The sequence below is a fragment of the Actinomadura decatromicini genome (assembly GCF_008121305.1).
Taxonomy (GTDB): Bacteria; Actinomycetota; Actinomycetes; order Streptosporangiales; family Streptosporangiaceae; genus Spirillospora; species Spirillospora syzygii.
Map to the genome: position 1 here is coordinate 97,022 of NZ_VSRQ01000006.1, position 25,368 is coordinate 122,389.

22 protein-coding genes are annotated in these 25,368 nt (G+C 74.8%); 12 read left to right on the plus strand and 10 right to left on the minus strand.

The genetic code is table 11. From position 1 onward, the window contains the following. Nucleotides 1–61: 61 nt before the first annotated feature. The gene (locus FXF68_RS26750) at nucleotides 62–1,309 is read left to right on the plus strand and encodes a multidrug effflux MFS transporter (RefSeq protein ID WP_148763885.1); all 1,248 of its coding nucleotides are present in this window, start codon (nucleotides 62–64) and stop codon (nucleotides 1,307–1,309) included. On the opposite strand, the gene FXF68_RS26755 is transcribed toward FXF68_RS26750, so the two are convergent. Further along, on the minus strand, nucleotides 1,306–1,914 hold the full coding sequence (locus FXF68_RS26755) for a TetR/AcrR family transcriptional regulator (protein ID WP_148763887.1): 609 nt from the start codon (nucleotides 1,912–1,914) through the stop codon (nucleotides 1,306–1,308). The two genes, FXF68_RS26750 and FXF68_RS26755, sit on opposite strands and share 4 nt — an antisense overlap. A gap of 179 nt (nucleotides 1,915–2,093) precedes the next feature. On the opposite strand from FXF68_RS26755, the gene FXF68_RS26760 reads away from it, so the two are divergent. Genes FXF68_RS26760 through FXF68_RS26770 form a run of 3 tightly spaced genes read left to right on the plus strand, consistent with a single transcriptional unit; the run spans nucleotide 2,094 to nucleotide 6,225 of the window. Continuing rightward, complete coding sequence (locus tag FXF68_RS26760) at nucleotides 2,094–3,179, plus strand: S1C family serine protease (protein WP_246178957.1); 1,086 nt, start codon at nucleotides 2,094–2,096, stop codon at nucleotides 3,177–3,179. A 55-nt stretch (nucleotides 3,180–3,234) separates the two neighbouring features. Next, nucleotides 3,235–5,535, plus strand: coding sequence for an FdhF/YdeP family oxidoreductase (locus FXF68_RS26765; RefSeq protein ID WP_148763889.1), 2,301 nt, complete (start codon nucleotides 3,235–3,237; stop codon nucleotides 5,533–5,535). Between the two features lie 9 nt (nucleotides 5,536–5,544). After that, a complete protein-coding gene (locus FXF68_RS26770; protein ID WP_246178958.1) occupies nucleotides 5,545–6,225 on the plus strand; it encodes a DUF1707 SHOCT-like domain-containing protein in 681 nt (226 codons plus the stop codon). 15 nt (nucleotides 6,226–6,240) lie between these two features. Here FXF68_RS26770 and FXF68_RS26775 read toward each other — a convergent pair whose 3' ends face one another. Then, entirely contained in the window at nucleotides 6,241–6,939 is a 699-nt protein-coding gene (locus tag FXF68_RS26775) for a TetR/AcrR family transcriptional regulator (protein ID WP_148763891.1), read from the minus strand. A 122-nt stretch (nucleotides 6,940–7,061) separates the two neighbouring features. Here FXF68_RS26775 and FXF68_RS26780 point away from each other — a divergent pair, with 122 nt between their 5' ends. Continuing rightward, a complete protein-coding gene (locus FXF68_RS26780) occupies nucleotides 7,062–8,078 on the plus strand; it encodes an alcohol dehydrogenase catalytic domain-containing protein (protein WP_148763893.1) in 1,017 nt (338 codons plus the stop codon). On the opposite strand, the gene FXF68_RS26785 is transcribed toward FXF68_RS26780, so the two are convergent. Together FXF68_RS26785 and FXF68_RS26790 are read right to left on the minus strand one after the other, a co-directional pair. Continuing rightward, a complete protein-coding gene (locus tag FXF68_RS26785; protein WP_148763894.1) occupies nucleotides 8,065–9,459 on the minus strand; it encodes an amidase in 1,395 nt (464 codons plus the stop codon). The two genes, FXF68_RS26780 and FXF68_RS26785, sit on opposite strands and share 14 nt — an antisense overlap. 2 nt (nucleotides 9,460–9,461) lie before the next feature. Then, the gene (locus FXF68_RS26790; protein WP_148763896.1) at nucleotides 9,462–10,502 is read right to left on the minus strand and encodes a D-2-hydroxyacid dehydrogenase; all 1,041 of its coding nucleotides are present in this window, start codon (nucleotides 10,500–10,502) and stop codon (nucleotides 9,462–9,464) included. Between the two features lie 295 nt (nucleotides 10,503–10,797). Between FXF68_RS26790 and FXF68_RS26795 the strand changes: the two genes are divergently transcribed. From FXF68_RS26795 to FXF68_RS26815, 5 genes are all read left to right on the plus strand, one after another. Further along, nucleotides 10,798–11,280, plus strand: a complete 483-nt coding sequence (locus FXF68_RS26795) for a DUF3830 family protein (protein WP_222870134.1) — start codon at nucleotides 10,798–10,800, stop codon at nucleotides 11,278–11,280. A gap of 16 nt (nucleotides 11,281–11,296) precedes the next feature. Next, nucleotides 11,297–12,058 (plus strand): maleate cis-trans isomerase family protein, encoded by a 762-nt coding sequence (locus FXF68_RS26800; RefSeq protein ID WP_148763900.1) that lies wholly within the window; start codon nucleotides 11,297–11,299, stop codon nucleotides 12,056–12,058. 29 nt (nucleotides 12,059–12,087) lie between these two features. Next, nucleotides 12,088–12,879 carry a maleate cis-trans isomerase family protein gene (locus FXF68_RS26805; protein WP_148763902.1) on the plus strand — a complete coding sequence of 264 codons (792 nt, stop codon included), beginning with the start codon at nucleotides 12,088–12,090 and terminating at the stop codon, nucleotides 12,877–12,879. Between the two features lie 20 nt (nucleotides 12,880–12,899). Continuing rightward, entirely contained in the window at nucleotides 12,900–13,559 is a 660-nt protein-coding gene (locus FXF68_RS26810) for a GntR family transcriptional regulator (protein WP_148763903.1), read from the plus strand. Nucleotides 13,560–13,648: 89 nt separating this feature from the next. Further along, nucleotides 13,649–14,902 carry an aspartate aminotransferase family protein gene (locus tag FXF68_RS26815; RefSeq protein WP_148763905.1) on the plus strand — a complete coding sequence of 418 codons (1,254 nt, stop codon included), beginning with the start codon at nucleotides 13,649–13,651 and terminating at the stop codon, nucleotides 14,900–14,902. A gap of 98 nt (nucleotides 14,903–15,000) precedes the next feature. On the opposite strand, the gene FXF68_RS26820 is transcribed toward FXF68_RS26815, so the two are convergent. Further along, complete coding sequence (locus FXF68_RS26820; RefSeq protein ID WP_148763907.1) at nucleotides 15,001–15,675, minus strand: TetR/AcrR family transcriptional regulator; 675 nt, start codon at nucleotides 15,673–15,675, stop codon at nucleotides 15,001–15,003. Nucleotides 15,676–15,729: 54 nt separating this feature from the next. Between FXF68_RS26820 and FXF68_RS26825 the strand changes: the two genes are divergently transcribed. Then, on the plus strand, nucleotides 15,730–17,163 hold the full coding sequence (locus tag FXF68_RS26825; protein ID WP_148763909.1) for an MFS transporter: 1,434 nt from the start codon (nucleotides 15,730–15,732) through the stop codon (nucleotides 17,161–17,163). 15 nt (nucleotides 17,164–17,178) lie between these two features. Here the strand turns inward: FXF68_RS26825 and FXF68_RS26830 are convergent, their stop codons facing one another. Next, nucleotides 17,179–18,324 (minus strand): CaiB/BaiF CoA transferase family protein, encoded by a 1,146-nt coding sequence (locus tag FXF68_RS26830; RefSeq protein WP_148763911.1) that lies wholly within the window; start codon nucleotides 18,322–18,324, stop codon nucleotides 17,179–17,181. A 92-nt stretch (nucleotides 18,325–18,416) separates the two neighbouring features. Then, nucleotides 18,417–19,874 carry a hypothetical protein gene (locus tag FXF68_RS26835; RefSeq protein WP_148763913.1) on the minus strand — a complete coding sequence of 486 codons (1,458 nt, stop codon included), beginning with the start codon at nucleotides 19,872–19,874 and terminating at the stop codon, nucleotides 18,417–18,419. A gap of 380 nt (nucleotides 19,875–20,254) precedes the next feature. Between FXF68_RS26835 and FXF68_RS26840 the strand changes: the two genes are divergently transcribed. Continuing rightward, the gene (locus FXF68_RS26840) at nucleotides 20,255–22,063 is read left to right on the plus strand and encodes a serine/threonine-protein kinase (RefSeq protein WP_148763915.1); all 1,809 of its coding nucleotides are present in this window, start codon (nucleotides 20,255–20,257) and stop codon (nucleotides 22,061–22,063) included. A gap of 12 nt (nucleotides 22,064–22,075) precedes the next feature. Here FXF68_RS26840 and FXF68_RS26845 read toward each other — a convergent pair whose 3' ends face one another. The 3 genes from FXF68_RS26845 to FXF68_RS26855 all read right to left on the minus strand — a co-directional run bounded on the left by FXF68_RS26845 (nucleotide 22,076) and on the right by FXF68_RS26855 (nucleotide 25,364). Further along, a complete protein-coding gene (locus tag FXF68_RS26845) occupies nucleotides 22,076–24,148 on the minus strand; it encodes a fibronectin type III domain-containing protein (protein WP_148763917.1) in 2,073 nt (690 codons plus the stop codon). Between the two features lie 86 nt (nucleotides 24,149–24,234). Next, nucleotides 24,235–25,173: a threonine ammonia-lyase gene (locus FXF68_RS26850; protein ID WP_148763919.1), complete on the minus strand. Its 939-nt coding sequence runs from the start codon at nucleotides 25,171–25,173 to the stop codon at nucleotides 24,235–24,237. Next, nucleotides 25,170–25,364, minus strand: coding sequence for a hypothetical protein (locus FXF68_RS26855; RefSeq protein WP_148763922.1), 195 nt, complete (start codon nucleotides 25,362–25,364; stop codon nucleotides 25,170–25,172). Before FXF68_RS26855 ends, FXF68_RS26850 begins: the two co-directional genes overlap by 4 nt. Between the last annotated feature and the right edge of the window lie 4 nt (nucleotides 25,365–25,368).

A 25,368-nucleotide genomic window follows, 5' to 3' on the forward strand; every position in this document is an offset into this window, starting at 1 on the left:
ATAACGGTGTGTCATTGGATTACTGGTTTGTAGCGCGCTCGCCCACATCTGGAGACCCCCCATGACGCAGACCGCCGGATCGGTGTCCGAGACCTCGCAGGGCCGTCCGGCGGACCGTCGGCTGGTGCTGATCGGCGTGCTCGGGGCGCTGACCGCGCTCGCGCCGCTGTCGATCGACATGTACCTGCCCGCGCTGCCCCGGCTGACCTCGGACCTGTCCACCGGCGCGGCGCAGACGCAGCTCACGCTGACGGCGTGCATCGTCGGGCTGGCCGCGGGGCAGGCCGTCGCGGGACCGCTGAGCGACGCGTTCGGCCGCCGCCGGCCGCTGCTGATCGGGCTCGCCGCCTACGCCGCCGCGTCGCTGCTGTGCGCCGCCGCGCCGACCGTGGAGACGCTGATCGCGCTCCGGCTGGTGCAGGGCTTCGCGGGCGCGGCCGGGATCGTGATCGCGCGGGCGATCGTCCAAGATCTTTACGACGGCGTCGCGGCGGCCAAGTTCTTCGCCGCGCTGATGCTGGTGAACGGGCTGGCGCCGATCCTCGCGCCGGTCATCGGCGGGCAGCTGCTGCGGCTGATGCCGTGGCCGGGCGTGTTCGCCGTCCTCGCCGGGATCGGGGTGGCGCTGTTCCTCGGCGCGCTGCTCGGGCTGCGCGAGACGCTGCCGCCCGGGGAGCGCGAGACGGGCGGGCTGCGCGCGACCGCGCGGACGTTCCGCGAGCTGGCCGCCGACCGCGCGTTCGTCGGGTACGCGCTCACGCTCGGCATGGCGTTCGCCGCGCTGTTCACCTACATCTCCGGGTCGCCGTTCGTGCTGCAGGACATCTACGGGCTGTCCCCGCAGCAGTTCAGCGTCGTCTTCGGCGTCAACTCCCTCGGGATCGTCGCGGCCGGGCAGCTCAGCGGCACGCTCGCCGGACGGGTGGCGCTGCGCAGACTGCTCGCCGCCGGGCTCGTCGTCGTGGCGCTCGGCGGGGCCGGGCTGCTCGTCGCGGTGCTCGCGGGCCTGGGCCTGCGCGGGGTGCTGCCCGCGCTGTTCCTCGTCGCGTTCGGGGAGGGGCTCATCGGGCCGAACGCGACGGCGCTGGCGCTGTCCGGGCGCCCGCCGCGCGTCGCCGGGAGCGCGTCCGCGCTGCTCGGCGTCGCGACGTTCGCGCTCGGCGGGGCCGCCGCGCCGCTCGCCGGGATCGCCGGGCCGGACACCGCCGTCCCGATGGCCCTGACCATCGCCGTCGTGGCGCTGCTCGCGGGCGCCGCCACCGTGTCCGCCGGACGCGCGCCCCGTCGACCGAAACAGGCGCGCGGCTAGCCGAGACCGGCGAGGACGAAGTCGGCGACCTCGTCCGCGAGCCGCTCGGCGGACTTCGGCCCGTCCGCCCGGTACCAGGCGGGCATCTGGTTCACCATGCCGAGCGCGACGATCGTGACGGTGTCGGCGGGCGTGGCGCGGCCGAACGCCCCGTCGCGCTGGCCGCGCTCGACGAGCGTCCGGAACGTCAGGTGGTACCGGCGGCGGTCCTCGCGGACGGAGCGCATGCGGGCGTCGTCCAGCCGGTGCATCTCGCGGGTGAACACCTTCGCCTCGTCGATGTGCTCGGCGGTGCTGACGATCAGCCCGGTCAGCGCGGCGCGGAGCGCCTCGCGCGGCGGCAGCCCCCGGTCGAGGACGGCGCCGAGGTCGGCGAGCTGCCGGGCGATCAGCGAGTGGTGGATCTCGTACAGGAGGTCGTGCTTGGAGTCGAAGTAGTGGTAGAGGGCGCCCTTGGTGACCTCGGCGGCGTCCACGATGCCCTGCACGGAGGTCCCGTCGAAGCCCCGCTCGGCGAACAGCCGCAGCGCGGCGGCGAGGATGCGCCGCTCCACCGCGCTCCGCCGGACGGGCGCCACGGACTCCGCAACCGCCCGCTCGCTCATCCGCCGCCTCCTCATTCCCGTCCCGACCCCCCTAGCTTGCCAGGGACCGACCGGTCGGTATGGCCTCGGGCCGGGGAGAATCGCGCCCTGTCGGTTCGGCCATCGAACCAGGCTGCGCCGTCGTCCGGACTAATCCCGGGGAATCGGGAATCATTGGGGGAAACCAGGAGGAGGTCGAGGTGAGCGAGGACCCCGTGCGCCGCGCGGCCCGGGCCGCGATCCCGATGCTCCTGCTCGCGCTGCTGGCCCTGCTCGTCCCCGGCTGCCGGCTGACCGAGGGCGCCGGCCCGGCGGACGCCCCGCCGCCCGGCACCGCCACAGCCACCAAGCACGGCAAGCCCAGCGGCCGCCGCCCCGGCGTCGTGAACATCGAGACCGAGCAGTCCCTGGACGGCACCCGCGCCGCCGGGACGGGCCTCGTCCTCACCCCGGACGGCCTGGTGCTGACCAACAACCACGTCATCCAGGGCGCCACCCAGATCAAGGGCACCGACACCGACAACCGGCGGGGCTACGCCGCGAAGGTCGTCGGCTACGACCGCGCCGGGGACATCGCGGTGATCAGGCTGACCGGCGCGGCCCGGCTGGAGCCCGCCGCGTTCGCGTCGGCCGGGGGCGTGGCGGTCGGCGACCCGGTCACCGCGGTCGGCAACGCGGGCGGCAAGGGCGGGACGCCCACCGTCGTCACCGGGCTGGTGACGGCGCTGGAGCAGTCCGTCACCGCGCGCGACGACAGCACCGGGACGTCCGAGCGGCTCACCGGCCTGATCGAGACGAACGCGCCGATCAAGCCGGGCGACTCGGGCGGGCCGCTGCTGGACACGTCCGGGAAGGTCATCGGGATCAACACCGCCGCGTCGTCCGGGTTCACGATGGACGGCGGCGAGCGCAAGAAGGACCACCGCGGCTACGCCATCCCGTCCGACCGGGCCCTCGCCGTCGCGCGGCGGATCGAGCGCGGCGAGGCGTCGGCGACCGTGCACATCGGGCCGACGGCGCTGCTCGGCGTGAAGGTCCGGGCCAACGGGCGGTCGTCCGGCGCGCTGGTCGCCGAGGTCGTCCCGGGGACGCCCGCGTACGCCGCGGGCGTGCCGGTCGGCGGGGTCGTCCTCGGGCTCGGCGGGCAGGTCGTCGACTCGCCCGGCACGCTCACCGACCTGATGCTCGCGCGCCGTCCGGGGGACGTCGTCCAGCTGGAATGGGCCGACCGGCAGGGCGTCCGGGCGGTCGCACCGGTCCGCCTGACGGAAGGCCCCCCGCAGTGACGTGCGGCGGCATGCGAAAGTAGGGCATGCCCAGCCGACCGCGAGGATGTGTGCGATGAGCCGCAAGGCGCCCGACGACGACTTCGACGACACCGGAATCCGGGTCTCCCGGCCGAAGGAGTGGGCCGCGGGCGTGCCCGGCGTGACGGCCGCGCTGCGCCAGTCCTACGACCAGATGGGCGTGCGGCGCACCGCGCTCGCGCTGCTGCGCGTCAACCAGAAGCGGGGGTTCGACTGCCCCGGCTGCGCGTGGCCGGAGGGCGAACGGCGGCACGTCGCCGAGTTCTGCGAGAACGGCGCGAAGGCCGTCGCGGAGGAGGCGACGACCCGGCGGATCACCCGCGAGTTCTTCGCCCGGCACAGCGTCGCGGAGCTGGCGGAGCGGTCCGACCACTGGCTCGGGCAGCAGGGCCGGCTGACCGAGCCGATGCTCAAGCGGGCCGGGTCCGGGCACTACGAGCCGGTGCCGTGGGACGAGGCGTTCCGCCTGCTGGCGTCCGAGCTGACCGCGCTCGACTCGCCCGACGAGGCCGTCTTCTACACCTCTGGCCGGACGAGCAACGAGGCCGCGTTCGCCTACCAGCTCTTCGTCCGGGCGTTCGGCACGAACAACCTCCCGGACTGCAGCAACATGTGCCACGAGTCGTCCGGGTCGGCGCTCGGCGAGACGATCGGCGTCGGCAAGGGCTCCGTCCTGCTCGAAGACCTCGACAAGGCCGACCTGATCTTCGTCGTGGGCCAGAACCCGGGGACGAACCACCCGCGCATGCTGTCCGCGCTGGAGCGGGCGAAGCGGGCCGGGACGCGGATCATCGCCGTGAACCCGCTCCCCGAGGCCGGGCTGATGCGGTTCAAGAACCCGCAGCGCCCGTCCGGCGTGACCGGACGCGGCACCCCGCTCGCCGACCGGTTCCTCCAGATCCGCCTGAACGGCGACCTCGCCCTGTTCCAGGCCCTCAACCGGCTGCTCCTCGAATCGGACGCGCCGGACGCCGTCGACCACGAGTTCCTCGACGAGCACGCCCACGGGTTCGAGGCGTTCCGGGAGCACGTCCTCGGCCTGGACTGGGACGACGTGCTGGAGGCGACCGGCCTCACCCGCGGCGAGATCGCGGCGGTGCTCGGCGACGTGCTCGGCGCGAAGCGGATCATCGTGTGCTGGGCGATGGGCCTCACCCAGCACCGCAACTCCGTCCCGACGATCCGGGAGGTCGTCAACTTCCTGCTGCTGCGCGGCAACGTCGGGCGCCCCGGCGCGGGCGTCTGCCCGGTGCGCGGGCACTCCAACGTCCAGGGCGACCGGACGATGGGCATCTGGGAGAAGCCCAAGCCCGAGTTCCTGGACGCGCTCGCCGCCGAGTTCGGGTTCGAGCCGCCGCGCGAGCACGGCCTCGACACGGTGGACGCGATCCGCGCCATGCGCGACGGCCGGGCGAAGGTGTTCCTCGGGATGGGCGGCAACTTCGTCCGCGCCACCCCCGACTCGGCGGTGACCGAGGCGGCGCTGCGCTCCTGCCGGCTGACCGCGCAGGTGTCGACGAAGCTCAACCGGTCGCACGCCGTCACCGGGGACATGGCGCTCATCCTGCCGACGCTCGGCCGCACCGAACGCGACGAGCAGGGCTCCGGGACGCAGTTCGTCTCCGTCGAGGACTCGATGGGCATGGTGCACGCGTCGAGGGGACGGCTCGCGCCCGCGTCCGCCGACCTGCTGTCGGAGGTGTCGATCGTCTGCCGCCTCGCGAAGGCCGCGCTGCCGGACTCGGGCATCGGCTGGGACGCGATGGAGCGCGACTACGACGTGATCCGCGACCACGTGTCACGCGTCGTGCCCGGCTTCGAGCGCTTCAACCCCCGGATCCGGGGGAAGGCCGGGTTCACGCTGCCGCACGCGCCGCGCGACGAGCGCCGGTTCCCGACCGCGACCGGCAAGGCGAACATGACGGTGAACGAGCTGGAGGTGCTGCGGGTCCCGGAGGGGCGGCTGCTGCTCCAGACCGTCCGGAGCCACGACCAGTACAACACCACGATCTACGGCCTGGACGACCGGTACCGCGGCATCAAGGCCGGGCGCCGCGTCGTGTTCGTCAACCCCGACGACCTGTCCGCGCTCGGCGTGGACGACGGCGCCGTGGTCGACCTCGTCTCCGAGTGGTCGGACGGCGTGGAGCGGCGGGCGCCGTCGTTCCGCGTCGTGTCGTACCCGACCGCGCGGGGCTGCGCGGCGGCGTACTTCCCGGAGACGAACGTCCTCGTCCCGCTCGACAGCACCGCCGACGTCAGCAACACGCCGACGTCGAAGTCGGTCGTCGTCCGTCTGGAGAGCGGCTCGCCGGGCGGTGCGGGGGCGGTCTAGGCTCGGCGCATGACGAACCTCCCCGAGCCCTCCGGCGCGTCCGGGACGCCGGAGATGCGGGCCGGTGACGCCGACCGCGAGCGGGTCGCCCAGGTGCTGCGGGACGCGGCGGGCGACGGGCGGCTGACCCTCGCCGAGCTCGACGAGCGGCTGGACGCGGTGTACGCGGCCAAGACCTACGCGGACCTGGCGCCGATCACCCGCGACCTGCCGTCGCCCGGCGACGCGGTCCCGCCGTCGTCCGCCCCGGTGTCCGGCGCCCCGGACCGGCGGCCGGTGGAGGGCGCCCCGTCCTGGTCGACCGGGATCGGCGTCATGAGCGGTTTCCGCAGGTCGGGCGTGTGGAACGTGCCCCGGCGGTTCCGCGCGTTCGCGTTCTGGGGCGGCGGCAAGATCGACCTGCGGGAGGCGCGGTTCACCGAGCCGGTGACCACGATCACCGCGCTCGCGCTGATGGGCGGGTTCGAGATCATCGTCCCGGACGACGTGACCGTGCACGTCAACGGCATCGGCATCATGGGCGGGTTCGACCAGCGGGCGAGCGGCCCCGGCGTGCCCGGCGCGCCCACGGTCGTCGTCAGGGGCTTCGCGTTCTGGGGCGGCGTCGGGGTGAAGCGCCGCCGGACGAAGCAGCAGAAGGAGCTGGCGAAGCGGCAGAAGGAACTGGAGCGCGACTCCGGCGACGAGTAGCTCCCCGGACGTCCGCTAGGGCTCGCCCGCGGCGATCCGGTCGAGCCATTCGCCGAGCAGCGCCGCCTCGGGACCGCTGAGCCGCGACGGCGGGTCCGCCCGCAGCGCGGCCCGCAGCGCCACGGCGCGCTGGGCCGCCGACGAGGCCGCCGTTTCCTCCGGCTCCCCCGCCGGGACGGTGATCGCCGCGAGGACCGCCTCGCGCGTCCGCTCGGAGAGGTCCGCGCCGCCCTCGCCGGAGATGAGCAGGAGCGTGACCCCGGCCCCGGCCGCGCCGATCATCCCGGCGGCGGTGCCGACCGGCACGCGCAGCCGCCCGGCGCGGGCGACGGCCTCGACCAGCCCGAGCAGGATGGCGTGCGCCTCCTTCGCGATGGGCGGGCGGCGGGGCGTCCCGTACATCAGCGTGTAGAGCTCGGGGTGCGTCCGGCCGAACTCGACGTGGACGTCCCAGCCCTGGCGCAGGTCGTCGACGGGGTCGCCGGTCGGGGCCTGGGCGCGCTTGCTCGCCAGGTACCGCTCGAACCCGTGGGCGGCGACCGCGTCGAGCAGCCCGGCCTTGTCGCCGAAGTGGTGGTAGAGGGTCGGCGCGCCGACGCCCGCGGCGGCGCAGACGGCGCGGGTCGAGACGTCCCCGCCGCCCGCCTCGGCGAGCAGCCGCGCGGCGGCGCGGACGATCCGGGCGCGCGTGTCGGGGTCCTTCGGAGCGGTCACGAAATCAATGTTACAGACATCGGTCGAGCGCCGTTTGCAATCGTGATTAGCAGAGCTATAGTCGTTGCTATACCGCCGTTAAAGACAGCGGCACCACACCTGACGACCGAGAGGGATGCGCCATGCGCAGCGCTGTGCTTTCCGCCCCCGGCAAGCCGCTTGAGATCGTCGAGCGGGACGTCCCCGAGCCCGGCCCCGGCGAGATCCTCGTCAAGGTGACCGCCTGCGGGATGTGCTACTCCGAGGTGAGCCAGTTCCAGGGCCACTACCCGTTCGCGGCGTTCCCCGCCGTCCCCGGGCACGAGATAAGCGGCGTCGTCGCCGCGCTCGGCACGGGCGTCGACTGGCCCGGGGTCGGCACGCCCGTGGGCGCCGCCTGGATCCACGGGTCCTGCGGGCACTGCGACCAGTGCGTCCGCGGCGACCAGATCCTGTGCACGGGCGCGCCGAAGCAGATCACGGGCGTCACCACCGACGGCGGCTACGCCGAGTACTTCGTCGCCCGCGCCGGTTTCGTCACCCCGCTCCCGGAGGGCCTCGACCCGGTCGCGGGCGCGCCGCTGATGTGCGCCGGGATCACCGGTTTCAACGGCCTGCGGCAGGCGGGCGTCGCGGCCGGGTCGAAGGTCGCCGTCGTCGGCACCGGCGGCGTCGGGACGATGGCCCTCCGCTTCGCCGCCGCGATGGGCGCGCGGGTCGCGGTCGTCTCGCGCTCCGACCGCGCCGAGAAGGCCGCGCTGGACGCGGGCGCCGAGCTGTTCGTCGCGACCGCCGACCAAGACCCGGCCGACGCGCTGAACGGCTGGGGCGGCGCCGATGTGGTGGTCAACACCACGCCCGACACCGCCGCCGGGCTCGCCGCTTTCGGCGGCCTGCGCCCCGGCGGCACGCTGCTCTTCCTCGGCGTCGGCGCCGAGAACATCAGCGTCCCGCCGGTCGCGCTGGTGATGAACCGGCAGCGGATCATGGGCGTCCCGTCCGGCTCGCCGCACGACCTGCGGGACACGCTCGCGTTCGCGGTGGCGCACGGGATCGTCCCCGAGGTGACCCCGGTCACGCTGGACGACGCGCCGCGCGTCCTCGCCGCGATGGACGAGGGCGCGCACCGCGGCGGCCGCGCCGTGATCACGTTCGGCTGAACCGCTTCCACGGGTAGGCCCGCTCGTAGGCGGCGCAGGCGGCCATGACCAGGGCGTCGGCGTGCCGGGCGCCGACGACCTGGAGGCCGATCGGCAGTCCCTCCGAGGTGAAGCCGCAGGGCACGCTCGCGGCGGGCTGCTGCGTCATGTTGAACGGGTAGGTGAACGGGGTCCAGCTCGTCCATCGCGGGGACGGCGAGCCCGCCGGGACCTCCGCGCCCGCCTCGAACGCGGCGATCGGCATCGTCGGGGTGAGCAGCAGGTCGTAGCGCTCGTGGAAGAGGCCCATCAGGCGGCCGAGGTCCATCCGGCGGGCCGTCGCCGTCAGGTAGTCGACGGCCGAGTACCGCGCGCCCTGCTCGCAGATCTCCCGCAGCCCCGGGTCGAGCCGCTCGCGCTCCGCCGCGGACAGGTGCTCGACGACCTTCGCCGCGCCCGCGAACCAGAGCACCTCGAACGCCTCGACCGGGTCGGCGAAGCCCGGATCGGCCTGCTCGACCTTCGCGCCCAGCGCCGCGAACGCCTCGGCCGCCGCCGCGACGGACGCCGTGACCTCGGGGTCGACCCGCGCGAACCCGAGGTCGGGGCTGAACGCGACGCGCAGGCCGGTCAGGTCGTCCGGTCCGCCCTCGGCGAACAGGACGTCCGGCGGCGGCAGCGCCGACCAGTCCCGGCCGTCCGCGCCGCAGATCGCGTCGAGGAGCAGCGCCGCGTCCGCGACGGTGTTGGTCATCGGGCCGGTGTGCGCGAGCGTGCCGAACGGGCTCACCGGGTAGTGCGGGACGCGCCCGTACGTCGGCTTGATCGTGAAGGTGCCGGTGAACGCGGCCGGGATGCGGACCGAGCCGCCGCCGTCCGTGCCGAGCGCGAGCGGCGCCATGCCCGCCGCGACGGCCGCGGCCGCGCCGCCGCTCGACCCGCCGGGCGTGCGGGACGGGTCCCACGGGTTGCGCGTGACGCCGGTCAGCGGGCCGTCGGTGACGCCCTTCCACGCGAACTCGGGCGTGGTCGTCTTGCCGACGAACACGGCGCCCTGCTCGCGGAGGCGGGCGACGGCGGGCGAGTCCTCGTCCCAGGGGCCCGCCGGGTCGATCGTGGTGGAGCCGCGCAGGGTGGGCCAGCCGCGGGTGAGGAAGACGTCCTTGATCGAGACGGGCACGCCGTCCAGCGCGCCGAGCGCCGCGCCGCGCCGCCTCCGGTCGGCCGCCGCGCGGGCCATGTCGAGGGTGGTGTCCGGGTCGACCAGGCAGAAGGCGTCGAGCTCCGGATCGTCGCGGTCGATCCGGGCGAGGACGGCCTCGGCCGCCTCGACCGGGGACAGCGCCCCCGCCTCATACGCCGCGAGCAGTTCGGTCGCGGTCAGGTCGGCCGCGTCGGTCATGGCTACCCCCTCTGGTTCTGACCCTCGTGGTTCGGTCCCCCGTGGTTCGGTCCGGCGTCGGAGCCGACGTAGCCGAGCCGCTTGTCGACGACGTTGCGGAGCGGACGCCCGGACACGTAGCGGCCGAGGTTCTCGGTGAACAGGTGGACCAGCTCGTCCCGCCAGCCGACGACGTCGCCGGACATGTGCGGGGAGACGATCACGTTCGGCATGTCCCACAGCGGAGAGGAGGGCGGGAGCGGCTCGTCCTCGAACACGTCGAGCGCCGCGCCCGCGATGCGCCCGGCGGACAGGGCCTTGACGAGGTCGGGCTCGGCGACCAGCCCGCCGCGCCCGACGTTGATCAGCCGGGCGGACGGCCGCATCCGGTCCAGCGCGGCGGCGTCGACCATGCCGCGGGTCTGCGCGGTCAGGGGCGCCGCCAGCACGACGTAGTCGGCCTCGGCGAGCGCCTCGCCGAGCGCCGCCACCGACTTCACGACCCCGAAGTCGGGGTCGCCGTCGCGGGCGGTGCGGCCCGCGCCGCAGACGGCGAGGCCCGCCGCCGACAGCCGGCGGGCGATCGCGCGGCCGATCGGCCCGGTGCCGACGACGAGCGCGCGGGCGCCGGTGATCCGCTCGGTCTCGCGGTGCCGCCAGCGCCGCTCCCCCTGGAGCCGGACGGTCGTGCCGAGGTCCTTGGCGAACGCGAGCACCAGCCCGAGGACGTATTCTGCGATCGGTTCGTCGAAGACGCCTCGCGAGTTGGTGACAACCACATCACTTTCCGTGAGGGCGGGGAAGGCCAGCCGGTCGACCCCGGCGCTCGCGATATGGACCCAGGACGGGCCGCCCGCGGACGGCCACGAACCGGCCACCGCGTCGGACAAGAAATCCCACATGAAGAACACGTCGGCGTCCGGCAGGGCGTCCGCGAGCTGCGGTTCGCGTACGTAGCGGACGCGGCCGAGCCGCTCGGCCTCGGCCATCTCGCGGGGCCGGACGTCCCCCGTGAGCACCACCACGCGGGGCGGCGCGGCGGGTGTGGGCAGGGCATGCTCCATCGGCGCCACTTTCAGGGAGTGGTGAATTTACGTGAAGGCAACTCGGGGAGGCATTGACACGCTAGGAAGCGTTCGTAGGATTGTCAACAATCAGCGCGGTGCCCCGCCAGCCCCGGTCACCGCAACGAGATCGTGTGCTGTAAGACCGTCGCAACCGCTGCCATGAGGCCAGGACGGATCCCAGAGCGCTCTAACTGCCGTGGGGGATCTCCCCCACCGAAACACGGAGAGTCCTTCGGGTGGCGACGCTCTCGCCCACCCCTGTGCACGGGGAGGTCCCAGCATGCCCAAGCTCATGACCATCACTCTGGAGCGCCGCGGCGTCTCATGCGTCGCGGAACTGCTGGAGAAGGACGCGCCGCGGACGTGCGAGGCCGTGTGGCGCTCCCTGCCCCTCGGCGGCGACGCCTACCACGCCAAGTACGCCCGCAACGAGGTCTACACGATGGTCGAGCGGTTCACCGAGGACGAGGTCGGCCTGGAGAACCCCACCGTCACGCCGATCCCCGGCGACGTCGTGTTCTTCTCGTTCGCCGGCGGCATGCTCGACCGGCGGTTCAAGGAGGAGAAGGGCATCCACGGGCTGCCCGGCGTCATCGATCTCGCGATCTTCTACGGGCGCAACAACCTGCTGCTCAACGGGGACGTCGGCTGGGTGCCCGGCAACGTCTACGCGACGATCGTGGACGGTCTCGACCGGATGGCCGAGGCGTGCAACGACGTGTGGCGGTCCGGCGGCGTCGGCGAGCGGCTGGTCTACAGCCGCGCCGAGTCCTAGAGCGGTGGCCCCGCAGATGGCATTCGACCCCACGCTGGTCGTCGGCCCCGAGCTGCTCGCCCAGCACGGCATCGGCGTGGTCGCGCCCTTCGACTTCGCCCTCGACCGCGAGCTGTGGCGGTGGACTCCCGACGACGTGTCCCTCTTCATGACCCGCCTCCCCTACGTGCCGGTGCCGGTCACGGTGGAGATGGCGTCCGCGCTGTCGGACCAGTCCATCGTCCGGCAGGCGACCCGGGACGTGCTCGCCCCGGAGCCGCTCGCGGTCGCCTACGCCTGCGCGTCCGGCAGCTTCATCCGCGGCAAGGCGGGCGAGCTGCAGCTCAACCAGGCCATGACGGCCGCGGGCGCGCCCGTGTCGACGACGACGTCCGGGGCGCTCGTCGAGTCGCTGCGGCTGCTCGACGTCCGGCGGATCGCGGTCGTCACCCCGTACATCGACGCCGTCACCGAGCGGCTGGTGTCGTTTCTCGACGAGTACGGCATCGAGGTCGTGTCGTCGGTCGGGATGGGGCTGCTCAGCCACATCTGGAAGGTCGGCTACGGCGAGATCGTCTCAGCGGTGTCGTCGGTCGACCGACCGGAGGCCGACGCGGTCTACATCAGCTGCACGAACGTGCCGACCTACGACATCATCGCGCCGCTGGAGCAGATGATCGGCAAGCCGGTCCTCACCGCCAACCAGGTGACGATGTGCACGGCGCTGCGCGCGATGGGCCGCTCGGCGGCCGGTCCCGGGCAGTCGCTGGTGCGGCTCGCCCCGTCCACCGCGGCATGATCGACACGAGCGTTAGGATGAGCGATCCCATGCGTCAGAACTCCTTGAGCGCCGGCTTCCTCTACCCCGGCTTCAGCGCCGAGGACGACTACCCGGCCATCGAGCGCGCCCTCGGCGGGGTGAGCCTGCCGGTCGTGCACACGCTCATGCGGGAGGACGCCCACCGCGTCGACGCGCTGCTCGACATCGGCGGCGCCGACGTCCTCGGCGACGGGGCCCGGACGCTGCGCGGCACCGGCGTCCAGGCCGCCGTGTGGGCGTGCACCAGCGGGAGCTTCGTCTTCGGCTGGGACGGCGCGGCCCAGCAGGTCGCGGGCGTCGCGGAGGCCGCGGGGGTGCCAGCGTCCAGCACGTCCTTCGCGTTCGTGCACGCCGCCCAGGCGCTCGGCCTGACGAGGGTCGCGGTCGCCGCGACCTACCCGGCCGACGTCGCGGAGCGGTTCGTCGCCTTCCTCGGCCACGCCGGGATCGAGGTCGTGGCGCTGTCCTGCCGCGGCATCGTCACCGCCGCCGAGGTCGGCACCCTCGGCCGGGACGAGGTGCTCGACTTCGTCGCGGCCAACGACCACCCGGACGCCGAGGCGGTGCTGGTGCCCGACACCGCGCTGCACACCGTGTCCTGGCTCGACGAGCTGGAGGCGCGGGTCGGCAAGCCCGTGCTGACCGCGAACCAGGTGAGCGTGTGGGAGGGTCTGCGCCTCGCGGCGGGCCCGGCGGGGCTCGCGCCGCGCACCGGGTTCGGCAGGCTGTTCGCGGTGCCCGCCCCCGTCCCCGGCGCCGCGTCTGATGACGAGCGGGGAAGCAGTACCCCGCAGCGATAAAACGAAAGGGGCCCGCAGCAATGGGCCAGTTGGGTGAGCTGGAACCTGTCCCCCGGAAGTCCACCGTCGAGATCGTCTCGGACGAGCTGCGCTCGGCGATCATGTACGGCTCGCTGCCGCCCGGCGCCCAGCTCGGCGAGGCCGAGCTCGCCGGGCGGCTCGGCATCAGCCGCGGCCCGCTGCGCGAGGCGATGCAGCGGCTCGTCCAGGAGGGGCTGCTGGTCAGCGAGCCGCACCGCGGACTCTTCGTGATCACGCTGGACGAGGGCGACGTCGAGGACGTCTACCTCGCCCGGCTCGCGATCGAGCGGGAGGCGTGCCGCCTCATCATGGAGCGGAACCGGGGCGAGGCGGTGGCCCGCCTCACCGACGCCCTCGACGCCCTGGTGGACGCCGCGAGCCAGCGCGACCGGGTCGCGATGAGCGACGCCGACCAGGCGTTCCACGAGGTGCTGGTCAGCTCGTCCGGGAGCCAGCGGCTGGAGCGGATGGCGCACACGCTGCTGGTCGAGACGCGGATGTGCCTGAACGCCCTGCAGGACACCTATCCCGAGCCGTCCGAGCTGGTCGAGGAGCACCGCAGGCTGGTCGACGCGATCGGCGACGGCGAGGAGGAGCGGCTGCTGAAGCTCATCGAGGAGCACATGACCGACTCCATCGACCGGCTCCGCGTCACCTAGCGCGCGGGCCACTGGACAGTCGGCCGACCGACCACCTACATTGCAGATTGTCGACAATCTACCGCCAGACCTGATCATCGGAGGGACGCATGGCGACGCTCTCACCCCTGCTCAAGCAGGCGACCCCCGTCCTGGCCGAGCGCGGCGAGGGCGTGTACCTCTACGACACGGGCGGCAACCGCCACCTGGACTTCACCGCGGGCATCGGCGTCACCAACACCGGGCACTGCCACCCGCGCGTGGTCGAGGCGGCGCAGCAGCAGGTCGCGAAGCTGATCCACGGCCAGTACACGACGGTCATGCACGAGCCGCTGCTGCGGCTCGTCGACGCGCTCGGCGAGGTGCTCCCGGACGGCCTCGACTCCCTGTTCTTCCTCAACAGCGGAAGCGAGGCGGTCGAGGCGTCCATCCGGCTGGCCAGGCACGCCACCGGACGGCAGAACATCGTCGTCTTCCACGGCTCCTTCCACGGCCGGACGATGGGCGCCGCCGCGCTCACCACGGCCGGCACCAAGTTCCGCGCCGGGATCGGCCCGCTGATGCCGGGCGTCGCCGTCGCGCCGTTCCCGCAGGCGTACCGGTACGGCTGGTCCGAGGACGAGGCCGTCCGGTTCGCGCTCCGCGAACTCGACTACCTGCTCGCGACGGTGAGCCCCGCGTCCGACACGGCCGCGTTCATGGTCGAGCCGGTGCTCGGCGAGGGCGGCTACATCCCGGCGCCGCCCGCGTTCCTCGAAGGGCTGCGCGAGCGCGCCGACCGGCACGGCGTCCTGCTGATCGTGGACGAGGTCCAGACCGGCTTCGGCCGCACCGGGCGCTTCTGGGGCCACCAGCACTCGGCGGCGCGCCCCGACGTCCTGATCACCGCGAAGGGGCTGGCCAGCGGGTTCCCGCTGTCGGCGATCGCGGCCCCGGCGGCGCTGATGGAGAAGGCGTGGCCGGGCTCGCAGGGCGGCACCTACGGCGGCAACGCGGTGTCCTGCGCCGCCGCGCTCGCGACGCTGCGGGTCGTCCAGGACGAGGACCTCGTCGGCAACTCGGCCCGGCAGGGCGCGCGGCTGGGCGACGGGCTCCGCAAGGTCGCCGCCGACCACCCCGTGATCGGCGACGTGCGCGGGCTCGGGCTGATGCAGGCGAGCGAGTTCACCGGCGCGGACGGCGAGCCCGACGCGGCCGCCGCGCAGCGCGCGCACAAGGCCGCCGCCGAGCGCGGCCTCCTCCTGCTGACCTGCGGCGCGTACGGGAACGTCGTGCGGATGATCCCGCCGCTGATCGTCACCGCGGAGCAGGTCGACGAGGCTCTCGGGCTGTGGTCCGCGGCGGTCTCCGACGCGGTCGGCTGACACCGCCCGAGGGTGCGACGCCGCCTTCCCACTCCGTGCCACCGCTGTGAGCACGGGCCGGGGAGGCGGCGTCCGCCTTTCCGGCGTGCAACCGGGTCTCAGCCCGCCCGGACCAGCCCGTCGACGAGGGCGCGCAGGCCGTCGAGGTAGGTGTCCTCGGCGGTGAGGGACGCCCAGCGCCCGCCGAGCGAGGCCAGCCTGGGCAGCTCGTCCGGGTCGAGGTCGGCGAACACGCGGTCGCGGTAGGTGGGACGGCCGTCGCGGTCGCGCCTGCGGCCGGACGACGCGCGGATCATCAGCTCCCCCGCCATGTGGTACCAGATCGCCCGGTAGGCGTGGACGGCCCGCTCGACGCCGAGCCCGCACTCCACGAGCGCGTCGATGATCCGCTCGACGTACCAGAGCGCCGACCGCGCCATCAGGTCGTCGGCGGACAGCAGCTCCACGACCCACGGGTAGGCGGCGAGGACGTCGCGGATCGCGGTGGCGAGGACGATGACGCGCTCGCGCGGGTCGGCGGGCAGTTCGGGCCTGCGCAGCGACCGGGCGGCGTAGTCGTCCAGCAGCAGGACGAGCAGCTCCTCCTTGTCGCGGACGTGGTGGTAGATGGCCATGGGCGTGCTTCCGACGTCCCGGGCCAGGCGGCGCATGGTCAGGCGGTCCACGCCCTCCTCGTCCACGATCCGGCGGGCGGCCGCGACGATCTCCGCGCGGGAGATGCGCGGCGGCCTGCCGCGCGGCGCGGACGGCGGCTGGACGGGCGGCTGCGGCATGCGCTCCATCATTCCCGCTCGACAACCGGCGGTGGGCCGGGCTACTTTTCTTACATGTATAAAAATAATCGGGGACGGCCCGCGGCGGTGCTGGCGGCCGCGTCCGCCGCCCAGTTCGTCGTCGCGCTGGACATGGCCGTGGTCAACGTCGCGCTGCCCGCCGTCCGGGCCTCGCTCGGCTTCGCGCCCGTCGACCTCGCGTGGGTCGTGCACGTCTACGCCCTCGCCTTCGGCGGGTTCCTGCTGCTCGGCGGCCGGGCCTGCGACCTGTACGGGCGGCGCCGCCTGTTCGTCGGCGGGCTCGCCCTGTTCGGGCTCTGCTCGCTCGCGGGCGGGCTGGCGCAGGCGCCGTGGCAGCTCATCGCCGCCCGCGCCGGGCAGGGCCTCGCCGCGGCGGCGGTCGCGCCCGCCGCCCTCGCGATGCTCGCCACCACGTTCACCGAGGGCCGCGCCCGCGTCCGCGCGCTCGGCGTGTGGAGCGCGGTGAACGCGGCGGGCGGGGCGCTCGGCGTCCTCGCGGGCGGCGTGCTCACCGAGTACGCGGGCTGGCGGTGGGTGATGTTCGTCAACCTGCCGATCGTGGCGGTCGCGCTGGCGCTCGTCCCGGCGGGCGTGCGCGAGTCGCGGGACCCCGGGCCCCGGGAGCGGATGGACGTCCTCGGCGCGGTGCTCGCCACGTCCGGGATCGGGCTGCTGGTGTTCGGGGTCGTCCGCACCGACGTCCGGGGCTGGACGTCCGCCGCGACCCTCGGGACGCTCGCCGCCGCGTTCGCGCTGCTCACCGCGTTCGTCGCCGTGGAGGCGCGGACGCGGTCGCCGCTCGTCCGGCTCGGCCTGCTGCGGAGCCGCTGGGTGGGCGGCGCGAACGTGATCGTCTTCCTCGCGGCGGCGGGCCAGTTCGCCGGGTTCTACTTCGTGTCGCTGTACATGCAGGAGGTGCTCGGGATGGGCGCCGCCGCGACCGGCGCGGCCTTCCTCCCGTTCTCCGCCGGGGTCGTGCTCGGCACGGTCGCCGCCACCCGGATCGGCGCGGCGCGGTCGCCGCGCGCGTCGCTGGTCCCGGGGGCGGTCCTCGCGGCGGCGGGGCTCGGCTGGTTCGCGCTGGCGAGCCCGGACGGGAGCTTCCTGACCGACGTCCTCGGCCCGTCGGCGGTGGGGAGCGTCGGCATCGGGCTCGTCCTCGCGCCGGTCGCCGCCGCCGCGACGACCGGCGTCGCGGCGCGCGAGGCGGGCATGGCGTCCGGCCTGCTGAACAGCTCCCGGCAGCTCGGCGGATGCGTCGGCGTCGCCGCGCTCGCCACCGTCGCCGCGCACCGCACCGGGACGGGCACGTCCCCGGCGGCGCTCAACGACGGCTTCACCCTGAGCCTCGCGATCGGCGCGGGCCTGTTCGTGCTGGCCGCGCTCGTCGCCGTGGCACTCCCCCGCCGCGCCGCCGAAGGCTCAGCTTCCGTGGTCGCGGAACCTCGACTGGAAAGAACGCGCTAAGCGGCCTGACACGGATCAGGCTTGGGCCACGGCGCCTTCCTTGAGGAGGGTCTCGGCGTCCTCGAAGCCGAGGTCCTCCAGGACGGCGCGGGTCTGCCCGCCGGGCAGGACGGGAACGCCGTCCGTCCCGGCGGGCGTGCGGGAGAAGCGCGGGGCCGGGGCGGGCTGGCGGTGCCCGGCGAGCTCGGGGAAAACGTCGCGGGACGTGTTGTACGGGTGCTCCGCCGCCTCGGTCATCGACAGGACGGGCGCCACGCAGGCGTCGCTCGGGACGAAGACCTCCGTCCACTCGTCGCGGGTCCTCGTCCGGAACTCGGCGGCGAACCGGTCGCGCAGGACGGGCCAGCCCTCGCGGTCATGCTGGGCGGGGAGGTCCTCGTCAGCAAGGCCGAGGAGGCGGAGGAACTCGGCGTAGAACTGGGGCTCGATGGCGCCGACCGCCATGTGTCCGCCGTCCGCCGTCTCGTAGACGTCGTACCAGGGGGCGCCGGTGTCGAGCATGTTGACGCCGCGCCGGTCCTCCCAGAGGCCGCCCGCGAGGAAGCCGTGAACGAAGGTGGAAAGGTGCGCCGCGCCGTCGACGATGGCGGCGTCCACGACCTGGCCGCGCCCGCTGAGCTTCGCCTCGAGCAGCGCGGAGAGGACGCCGACGACCAGGTACATGCTGCCCCCGGCGAAGTCGCCGAGCAGGTTGATCGGGACCTGCGGCGGTCCCCCGGCGCGGCCGATCGCGTGCAGGGCGCCGCTGACCGCGATGTAGGCGACGTCGTGGCCCGCCGTGTGGGCAAGCGGGCCGTCCTGGCCCCAGCCGGTCATCCGGCCGTAGACGAGGCGGGGGTTGCGGGCGAGGCAGGCGTCCGGGCCGACGCCGAGCCGCTCGGTGACGCCGGGCCGGAACCCCTCCAGCAGGACGTCGGACTTCTCCACGAGGCGGAGCACGACGTCCCGGCCGAGGTCGTTCTTCAGGTCGACCGCGATCGACCGCTTGCCGCGGTTGGTGAAGTCGGTGCCGCCGGACGCCGCCCCCTCCCGGACGGTGGACGCCCGGTCCACGCGGATCACGTCGGCGCCGAGGTCGGCCAGCAGCATCGCGGCGAACGGGCCCGGCCCGATCCCGGCCAGCTCGATCACCCGTACTCCGGCGAGGGGCCCGTTGCCCATCTGCGACTCCCTGAATCTCGTTCGGTCCCCCTAGTGTGCCCGATCGCGGTAAGCGCGCCCTGATCCGGGGCCGCGCCGGAAAGAGGGCCGCGTCAGCGGGCGGTCAGGGTGACGCGGGCGCCGCGCGGGCCGGGCGCGACGAGCAGCCGGTTCCGCGTGTCCGGGCGGGCGACGCCCTTCGCGTGCGGGACGAGCCCGCGCCCCGCCGCGGCCAGGTAGTACCAGCGGCCGGCCGGGGACCGCCACCGCGTCCCGCTCACCGGCCGCCGCGCGTCGCAGGGCCCGGTGTCCCGGTCGCCCGCGCCGAGCAGCGTCGCGCGGGCGGTGGCGGCCCCGCCGGAGGAGGCGAGGCGGGTGCACACCCAGTCGGCCTTCTTCCCGCTGTCGGGGAGCGTGCCCGTCCAGAAGTTCCAGGCCGTCGCCTCGGTGACCGGCCGGGCGTCCGGACGGACGAGGCAGGCGAGGCGGCTCCAGACCCGGCGGCCGTGCGCGCCCAGGCGGGCGGGACGCTCCCCATCCCTCGGCCGATGGTCCGGCCCGTGGTAGGCGAGGACGGCGGGGTGCGGGCCGCCGAGGTCGCCGACCGTCCGCGCGCCGACGTGGAAGAGCGGGCCGCGCCCGCAGCCGGTGGCGGCGCGGGCCGGGGCGGTCACCCCGTCCGCGACCGGGAGCGGGCCGCCGGTCAGGGCCTCGGGACGCGGGTCCCAGGGCGCGAGGAGGTAGCGCCCGCCGCCGAGCGGGATCGGCGCGGACGGATCGGCGGGCGCGGCGACGGCGTCCAGGTCGCCGCGCGCGTACCGGACCAGCCGGTCGCCGCGCCGCAGCACGGCCAAGGGCACCCCGTCGACGTGCCCCGCGTAGAGGAGCTGGACGCCGCGCCGGTCGTCGGGGGCCGCCCACGCGCGGGCGGCGCGGGCGGTGAACGCCGGGTCGCGGACGAGGTCGCCGCGCGCGGGCCAGGCGTCGAGCGCGCGGACGTGCCGCCAGGCGTCCGGCGCGGCCGCCACGACGCGCGGGCCGCGCGGCCGGGGCGCGTGGTGCTCGGTCGAGACCAGCACGGCGACCAGGCCCGCGGTGAGGAAGACGGCGGTGACGAGCGGCAGCGCCGAGCGGGTCCGGACCGGGCGCAGCACCGGCTCGAACCGCTCGGGGCGCCGTCCGCCCGGCGGCCGGGTCGCGTCCGCCGCCCGGATCGCCGCCCACGGGTCGCGCACCCGCAGCTCGATGAGCTGGTCGCGGACGGCGTACCGCGGCAGCCCCTCCACGTGCCGCAGGACGTAGGCGACCCGGACCTCGGGGTCGAGCCGCGCCAGCGCGGCGGTCAGCGCCGGGTCGGGCAGCCGCGGCGGCAGCGCCCGCAGCCACGGCCCGAGCCCGACGCGCAGCCGCCGGGACGGCCGCATCGCGCGGCGCAGCACGCGGGTGCGGCGGCGCGCGTACCCGGCGGGCGAGCGGTCGCGGGCGCCGCGCGCGGTGCCGTCCACAATTCGGCGCGCGACCGCGAGGCGGTAGACGCGCTTTCCCCGTCCCGGCAGCACGAAATAGGCCATCCGGACAAGATCTCCATAAACCGATTTCGCCGCCGGCGTTTCCGTCGCCGAATGCGTCAGGACGTCCTCCGTCACGGCGGGCCGCTCCCTCCGGGCCGTTCCTTCGTCGCGAAACCAGAGGCTAGGCCGCGCCCGGCGGGGCCCGGAACGGAATTGGGACACTGATTAATCAGCCCTTGGAATCGCCGCCCGTTTCCCTCGGACGAAGCGGACGCCGGCGGCCGGCCGGGCGGCGGCCGGCGCACCGGGATCAGCCGCGCCCGTTTCGTCCCCGTACTACGCTGTCGAGCGCCGGGGAACCTCCCCGGGCCGCCTGACATCGAAAGATCGCGCCCCCCGCCGCGACCCGGACCGAGCCACCGAGAGGGACCCGCCTGCCCATGACCGAGGACGTCCCCGGCTACCGGGTGCTGGAGCAGGTCGGCGAGGGCGGCTTCAGCGTCGTCTACCGGGCGCACCAGGAGCGCCTCGACCGGATGGTCGCGCTGAAGGTGCTGTCCATCGGCTCGGTCGACGACGCGGCGATGCGGCGCTTCCAGCGGGAGAGCAAGATCACCGGGCGGCTGTCCGGCCATCCGAACATCGTGACCGTGCTCGACACCGGCACCACCCGGTCCGGGCGCCCCTACATCGCGATGGAGTACTTCGAGCACGGCGCGCTCACCGACCGGCTCGCGCGGGAGGGCCCGCTGCCCGTCGCGGACGTCCTCCGCATCGGCGTGAAGATGGCGGGCGCGCTCGCCGCCACGCACGAGACCGACGTCCTGCACCGCGACGTCAAGCCGCAGAACGTGCTGCTGTCCCGGTACGGGGAACCCGCGCTCGCCGACTTCGGCATCGCCCGCCTCGTCGACAGCTTCGACGCCACCCACACGCAGGCGTTCACCCCGCACCACGCGGCGCCCGAGATCCTGGAGGGCAGGCAGCCCGGGGTCGGCAGCGACATCTACTCGCTCGGCTCCACGCTGTACCAGCTCCTCGCCGGGCGGCCCGCGTTCAAGGGCCCGCCGGGCGAGGGCATCGCCCTGCTGATGCTGCGGATCCTGAACGACGCGCCGCCGCCGATCCCGCGCGGGGACGTCCCGCCGCAGGTCGCGGACGTCATCGGGCGCGCCATGGCGAAGACGCCCGAGCAGCGGTTCGCGACCGCCGTGGAGTTCGCGCGCGACCTCCAGCGGGTGCAGGCCGAGCTGGGGCTCCCGGTCACGGACGTCGCGCACAGCAGCGGGGCCGTCCTGCCGGTCGCGCCGGTGGACGGCGGGCCGGGCTCGTCGTCCGGCGGGTTCCCGTCCGGCGGGTACTCGTCGTCGGGAGCGCACACGCCACGGCTGACGTTCCCCGACACCTCCCAGCCGTCGCCGCCCCCGGCCGGGACGGGCCCGCCGCGCGTCCCGGAGTGGGCGCCGACCGCGCAGGGACCGTCCGCGCCCGCGCCGCCGTCCCCGTGGCATCCGGACGCCGCCGCCCCGCCGCGCTCGCCGGACGCCCTCCTCCCCCACGACGCCCCGATGCGGCACGCTGCCGCGCTCCAGCAGGCGCCGCCCGTCCAGGGCGACCCGCGCGCGAGCGGCGCGTACACGACGCCGCACGCCGACCCGCACACGAACCCCTATACAACGCCCCACACGACCCCCCATACGACGCCGCACGCCGACCCGCGGCGGCTCGGCCAGGACCACCGCGCGGACGACGGGCCGCGCCGGGGCCTCATCGTCGCGGCGGGCGTCGCGCTCGTCGGCGGCCTCGGCCTCGGCGTCGGGGCGCTCGCGCTGACCGGGAACGGAGACCCGCCGCGGACGTCCCCGAACGGGGGCACCTCCGAACCGGCCCCGCAGGGGCAGTCCACGGACGTCCCGGCGCAGCCGGTCACGCCCGCGCAGCTCGCCGCGGCGCGCCCGCGCAAGGTCGTCGCCAGGCCGGTCGGCCGGGCCGCCGCCCTGATCTGGACGCTCCCGCCCGCCGCCCGCGACCTGCCCCTGCTCATCCAGCAGCAGCCCGCCGGGACGACCCCGATCGTGACGGTGAAGGCCGGGTCCCGCTCGGCGACGATGCCGGGCCTGCGCCCGAACACCGCCTACTGCTTCAAGGTCGGCGCGGTGCTGCGGCTCAACCAGGGCCGGGCGCCGGACGTGGCGTGGTCGGCGCCCGCGTGCGTCCCGAAGGGGAAGCAGAAGAAGCAGAAGGTCTGAGCAGGACGGCCCCTACGGCTCGCACGTCCACACCGCGGGCCCGGCGAAACTGTTCCAGTCGCCCGGAGTGTCGACCAGGTAGCCGATCACGTAGCCGAGCTTGCCCTGATAGGTGATGTAGGCGTACTTGTCGCCCTTGAGCGTGGCGTTGCGGTCGAAGTACGCGCCTTTCACCTGGCAGTGCACGTCGACCATCTCGCCGTTGTTGTCGTTCATGGTGACGATGGTCTTGCCGTTCTCGACGTCGGGAATGTCCCTCACGTAGGAGGTGGACTTCCCGTTGCGCTCGACCGGATATCTGCCGATGGGGCCGGCGAGTCTCGTGTTCAGCTTCGCGGCGGAGCCGGCGCCGGCTCCGTTCACGGCGGACACGGTGAAGGTGTAGAGGCCGTTCGTCCACACGTCGCCGAGGGAGGCGGACGCGGCGGAGACCGTCCGGCTGCCCTTGACGGGGCCGTCCCAGCTCAGCTTGTAGGCGGCGGGCGCGTCCGCGCCCGGCGGGGGCGTCCAGGCGACCTTCGTCCCGGACGACGTCGCCTGCGCCGTGAGGCCGGTCGGCGCGCCCGGCGTCACGCACGGCCGGACCGGGTCGCTCGGCGCGGACGCCAGCTCGCGCGTCCGGCCGCGGGCGTCCCGGTAGCGGACGGCGACGCGGAACCGGTACTCGCGGGCGCAGTCGCCGCCGGTTACCGTGAACGGCGCGCCGCCCGGCCCGGCGGCGGCCGGAGCGGCCCGGAGCCCGGACGGGACGTCCTTGAGCACGAACCCGAGCACGCCGTCGCCGCGCGAGGGCTGGTAGTCGACGCGCATCGTCCCGGCGCCCGGCGTGACCGTCACGTTCGCCGGCGCGGCGGGCGGTTCGCCCGGGCGCGGCGGGCGCGGCGGCGTCGAGGGCCGGCGCGGCGGCGCCGGGTCGCCGACATCGCCGGGCAGCGGGAGCTCGGTGCGCCGCGGGCCGCCCGCGACCCGGTCCCGGTACTTGTCGATGCCCTTGGACGCGCCGCCCCGGTCGATCACGACGGCGTGCGGGCCGCCCGGGTCGTTGGCCCAGAGCAGGCCGTCCCGGACGAAGACGTCCAGCCGGGACGGGCGTCCCGACACCGGGACCGGCGCCTCGAACCGGTTGGCCGCCGCGTCGTACACGACGAGCGCGCCCGCGGTCTCGTCCGGGATGTAGACCTTCGGGCCGAGCATCTGCGGCGGCCGGTAGCGGTGCCTCGGCATCGTGAGGCGGGTGCTGGAGTACCGCCCGGTGCCGGTGTCGACGGTGACCAGCGAGCCGGTCCCGGGCACGAGCAGCGGGACGGTCGTCCCCTCGGTGCGCGCGGGGGCGAGCACGCCGCCCCGCCCGGACCGCCGGACGGTCGTCGGCAGGCTGACGGTCAGCCGCGCCCCGGACGGCTTCAGCACGGTCGCGGTCGCGGCGGTCGAGTCGGTGACGACGGGGTCGCCGCCCGCGATGGTCAGCGCGAGGCTGTCGCCCGCGCCGCCGACCTTGACGGGCGGCTGGAGGCGGCCGTCCGCGAACGCCGACACCTCGCCGTTCCGCGACACCGGCACCCACAGCGCGCCCCGGGCGTCGATCCCGGCCTGGCCGAGCAGCGGCGGCAGCGTCGCCGCCGGTCCGACCGGGGACAGCGAGACCGGGTCGATCCGCTGCACGACGCCCTTGATCGAGTCGACCGTGTACGCCTTGCCCGCCCCGGCGAGCACCTGGATGCCCTGGCCGAGCGGGCGGCTCCGCCCGATGTCGAGCTGCGCCGGGTCGAGCCTGCTGACCACCCCGGTGATGAGGTCGACGATCAGCACGGTGGCGCCGTCCTGCACGACCTGGATCTCGTGGCCACGCATCTGCGGGATCACGCTCGTCTTCCCGTCCACCTTGGCCGCCGGGCCGTTGGCGTGGACGACGAGGCCGCGGCTCCCCGCGCTCAGCCAGGCGCCGACGTCGGCGAGGCGGTACCTGGCGCTCGCCGCGCCCACCCCGTACGCGGCGGCGGCGATCGCGAGCGCGCCGACGAGACCGGCGGCGACCTGGCCCGTCAGCCGGTCGCGCCGGAGCAGCCGCCGAAGGCCCGCCCGCACTGTCCTTGATCACCGTCCCCGTATGACGGGATACCGTAGCGGCAACCGTTCCGAAATGACCGGTATTTGGGGAGATAAGGCGCGGATCAGTCCGCGGCGATCGCCGCGGTGAACGTCGGGACGGTGATGTTCCGCCCCGAGACGACGACCACGAGACGTCCCGTGACCTCGACCGCCCCGGCGAGGACGGCGGCGACCCCGGCCGCGCCCGCGCCCTCCGCGACGAGGCCGTGCTCGCGGAACAGCCAGCGCATCGCCGCGCGGATCCGGTCGTCGTCGACGGCGGTCAGCACGGCGTCCCGGCCGATCACGGACGGGGTGACGCAGCCCGGTTCGAGGTTGCCGGGCAGGCCGTCGGCGAACGTGTCACCGACCTCGACCGCGACGACCCGTCCGGCCGCGACCGAGGCGGACACGCCGCGCGACACGGCCGACTCCACGCCGACGAGGCGCACGTCGCCGCGCTCGCGCGCCCACAGGGCCAGCCCGGCGAGCAGCCCGCCGCCGCCGACCGGCGCGACGACGGTGAGCGGGCCGTCGCCGGCCTGCTCGTCCAGTTCGCGTCCGACGGTGCCCTGGCCCGCGATGACCGCCGGGTCGTTGTAGGGCGAGACGTAGTGGCCGGGCAGCGTCTTCGCGTACGCCTCGGCCTCGTCGTAGGTCGTCCCGTGCTGGACGAGCCGCACCGGGAACGCGCCGATCTTCTCGACCTTCGCCCGCGACGCGCGGGTCGACACGACGACGGTGACGTCCGCGCCGGACCGGGCCGCCGCGTAGCCCATGCCGAGCCCGTGGTTGCCGGCGCTCGCCGTGACGGCGGGCACGCCGTCCGGCAGGGCGGCGAGGGCGGCGAGCGCCCCGCGCACCTTGAACGCGCCCATGGGCTGGAAGGTCTCCAGCTTGAGCAGCGCGTCCGGGGTGAGGGCGGTCGGCGTCACCGGCGTCGGCGGGAGCACGGCGGACACGGTGCGCCAGGCGCGGTCGAGGTCGTCCCGGTCGGGCGGGCGGACGTCGCGGACGCTCACCCGCGCCCTCCGCCGGATCCCTCGTCGGCCCCTTCGGCCACCCGCTGGTGCAGGCGCGACCGGATCTCGTCGGGCGTGTAGGAGCGGCGCCGCCGCTCGGCCCGCACCACCACGACGCCGGTCGCCGCGACGCCGAGGAACCCGGCGACGCCCAGTGCCTTCCACAGACCAGGGGATTTGAGCAGACGCATACGG

Excerpts from the sequence above, each read along its gene's own strand:
- FXF68_RS26750 (WP_148763885.1), top strand. The coding sequence starts at position 62 with ATGACGCAGACCGCCGGATCGGTGTCCGAGACCTCGCAGGGCCGTCCG.
- FXF68_RS26755 (WP_148763887.1), bottom strand. The coding sequence starts at position 1,914 with ATGAGCGAGCGGGCGGTTGCGGAGTCCGTGGCGCCCGTCCGGCGGAGC.
- FXF68_RS26765 (WP_148763889.1), top strand. The coding sequence starts at position 3,235 with ATGAGCCGCAAGGCGCCCGACGACGACTTCGACGACACCGGAATCCGG.
- FXF68_RS26770 (WP_246178958.1), top strand. The coding sequence starts at position 5,545 with ATGACGAACCTCCCCGAGCCCTCCGGCGCGTCCGGGACGCCGGAGATG.
- FXF68_RS26780 (WP_148763893.1), top strand. The coding sequence starts at position 7,062 with ATGCGCAGCGCTGTGCTTTCCGCCCCCGGCAAGCCGCTTGAGATCGTC.
- FXF68_RS26785 (WP_148763894.1), bottom strand. The coding sequence starts at position 9,459 with ATGACCGACGCGGCCGACCTGACCGCGACCGAACTGCTCGCGGCGTAT.
- FXF68_RS26790 (WP_148763896.1), bottom strand. The coding sequence starts at position 10,502 with ATGGAGCATGCCCTGCCCACACCCGCCGCGCCGCCCCGCGTGGTGGTG.
- FXF68_RS26795 (WP_222870134.1), top strand. The coding sequence starts at position 10,798 with ATGACCATCACTCTGGAGCGCCGCGGCGTCTCATGCGTCGCGGAACTG.
- FXF68_RS26800 (WP_148763900.1), top strand. The coding sequence starts at position 11,297 with ATGGCATTCGACCCCACGCTGGTCGTCGGCCCCGAGCTGCTCGCCCAG.
- FXF68_RS26805 (WP_148763902.1), top strand. The coding sequence starts at position 12,088 with ATGCGTCAGAACTCCTTGAGCGCCGGCTTCCTCTACCCCGGCTTCAGC.
- FXF68_RS26810 (WP_148763903.1), top strand. The coding sequence starts at position 12,900 with ATGGGCCAGTTGGGTGAGCTGGAACCTGTCCCCCGGAAGTCCACCGTC.
- FXF68_RS26815 (WP_148763905.1), top strand. The coding sequence starts at position 13,649 with ATGGCGACGCTCTCACCCCTGCTCAAGCAGGCGACCCCCGTCCTGGCC.
- FXF68_RS26820 (WP_148763907.1), bottom strand. The coding sequence starts at position 15,675 with ATGCCGCAGCCGCCCGTCCAGCCGCCGTCCGCGCCGCGCGGCAGGCCG.
- FXF68_RS26825 (WP_148763909.1), top strand. The coding sequence starts at position 15,730 with ATGTATAAAAATAATCGGGGACGGCCCGCGGCGGTGCTGGCGGCCGCG.
- FXF68_RS26830 (WP_148763911.1), bottom strand. The coding sequence starts at position 18,324 with ATGGGCAACGGGCCCCTCGCCGGAGTACGGGTGATCGAGCTGGCCGGG.
- FXF68_RS26835 (WP_148763913.1), bottom strand. The coding sequence starts at position 19,874 with ATGGCCTATTTCGTGCTGCCGGGACGGGGAAAGCGCGTCTACCGCCTC.
- FXF68_RS26840 (WP_148763915.1), top strand. The coding sequence starts at position 20,255 with ATGACCGAGGACGTCCCCGGCTACCGGGTGCTGGAGCAGGTCGGCGAG.
- FXF68_RS26855 (WP_148763922.1), bottom strand. The coding sequence starts at position 25,364 with ATGCGTCTGCTCAAATCCCCTGGTCTGTGGAAGGCACTGGGCGTCGCC.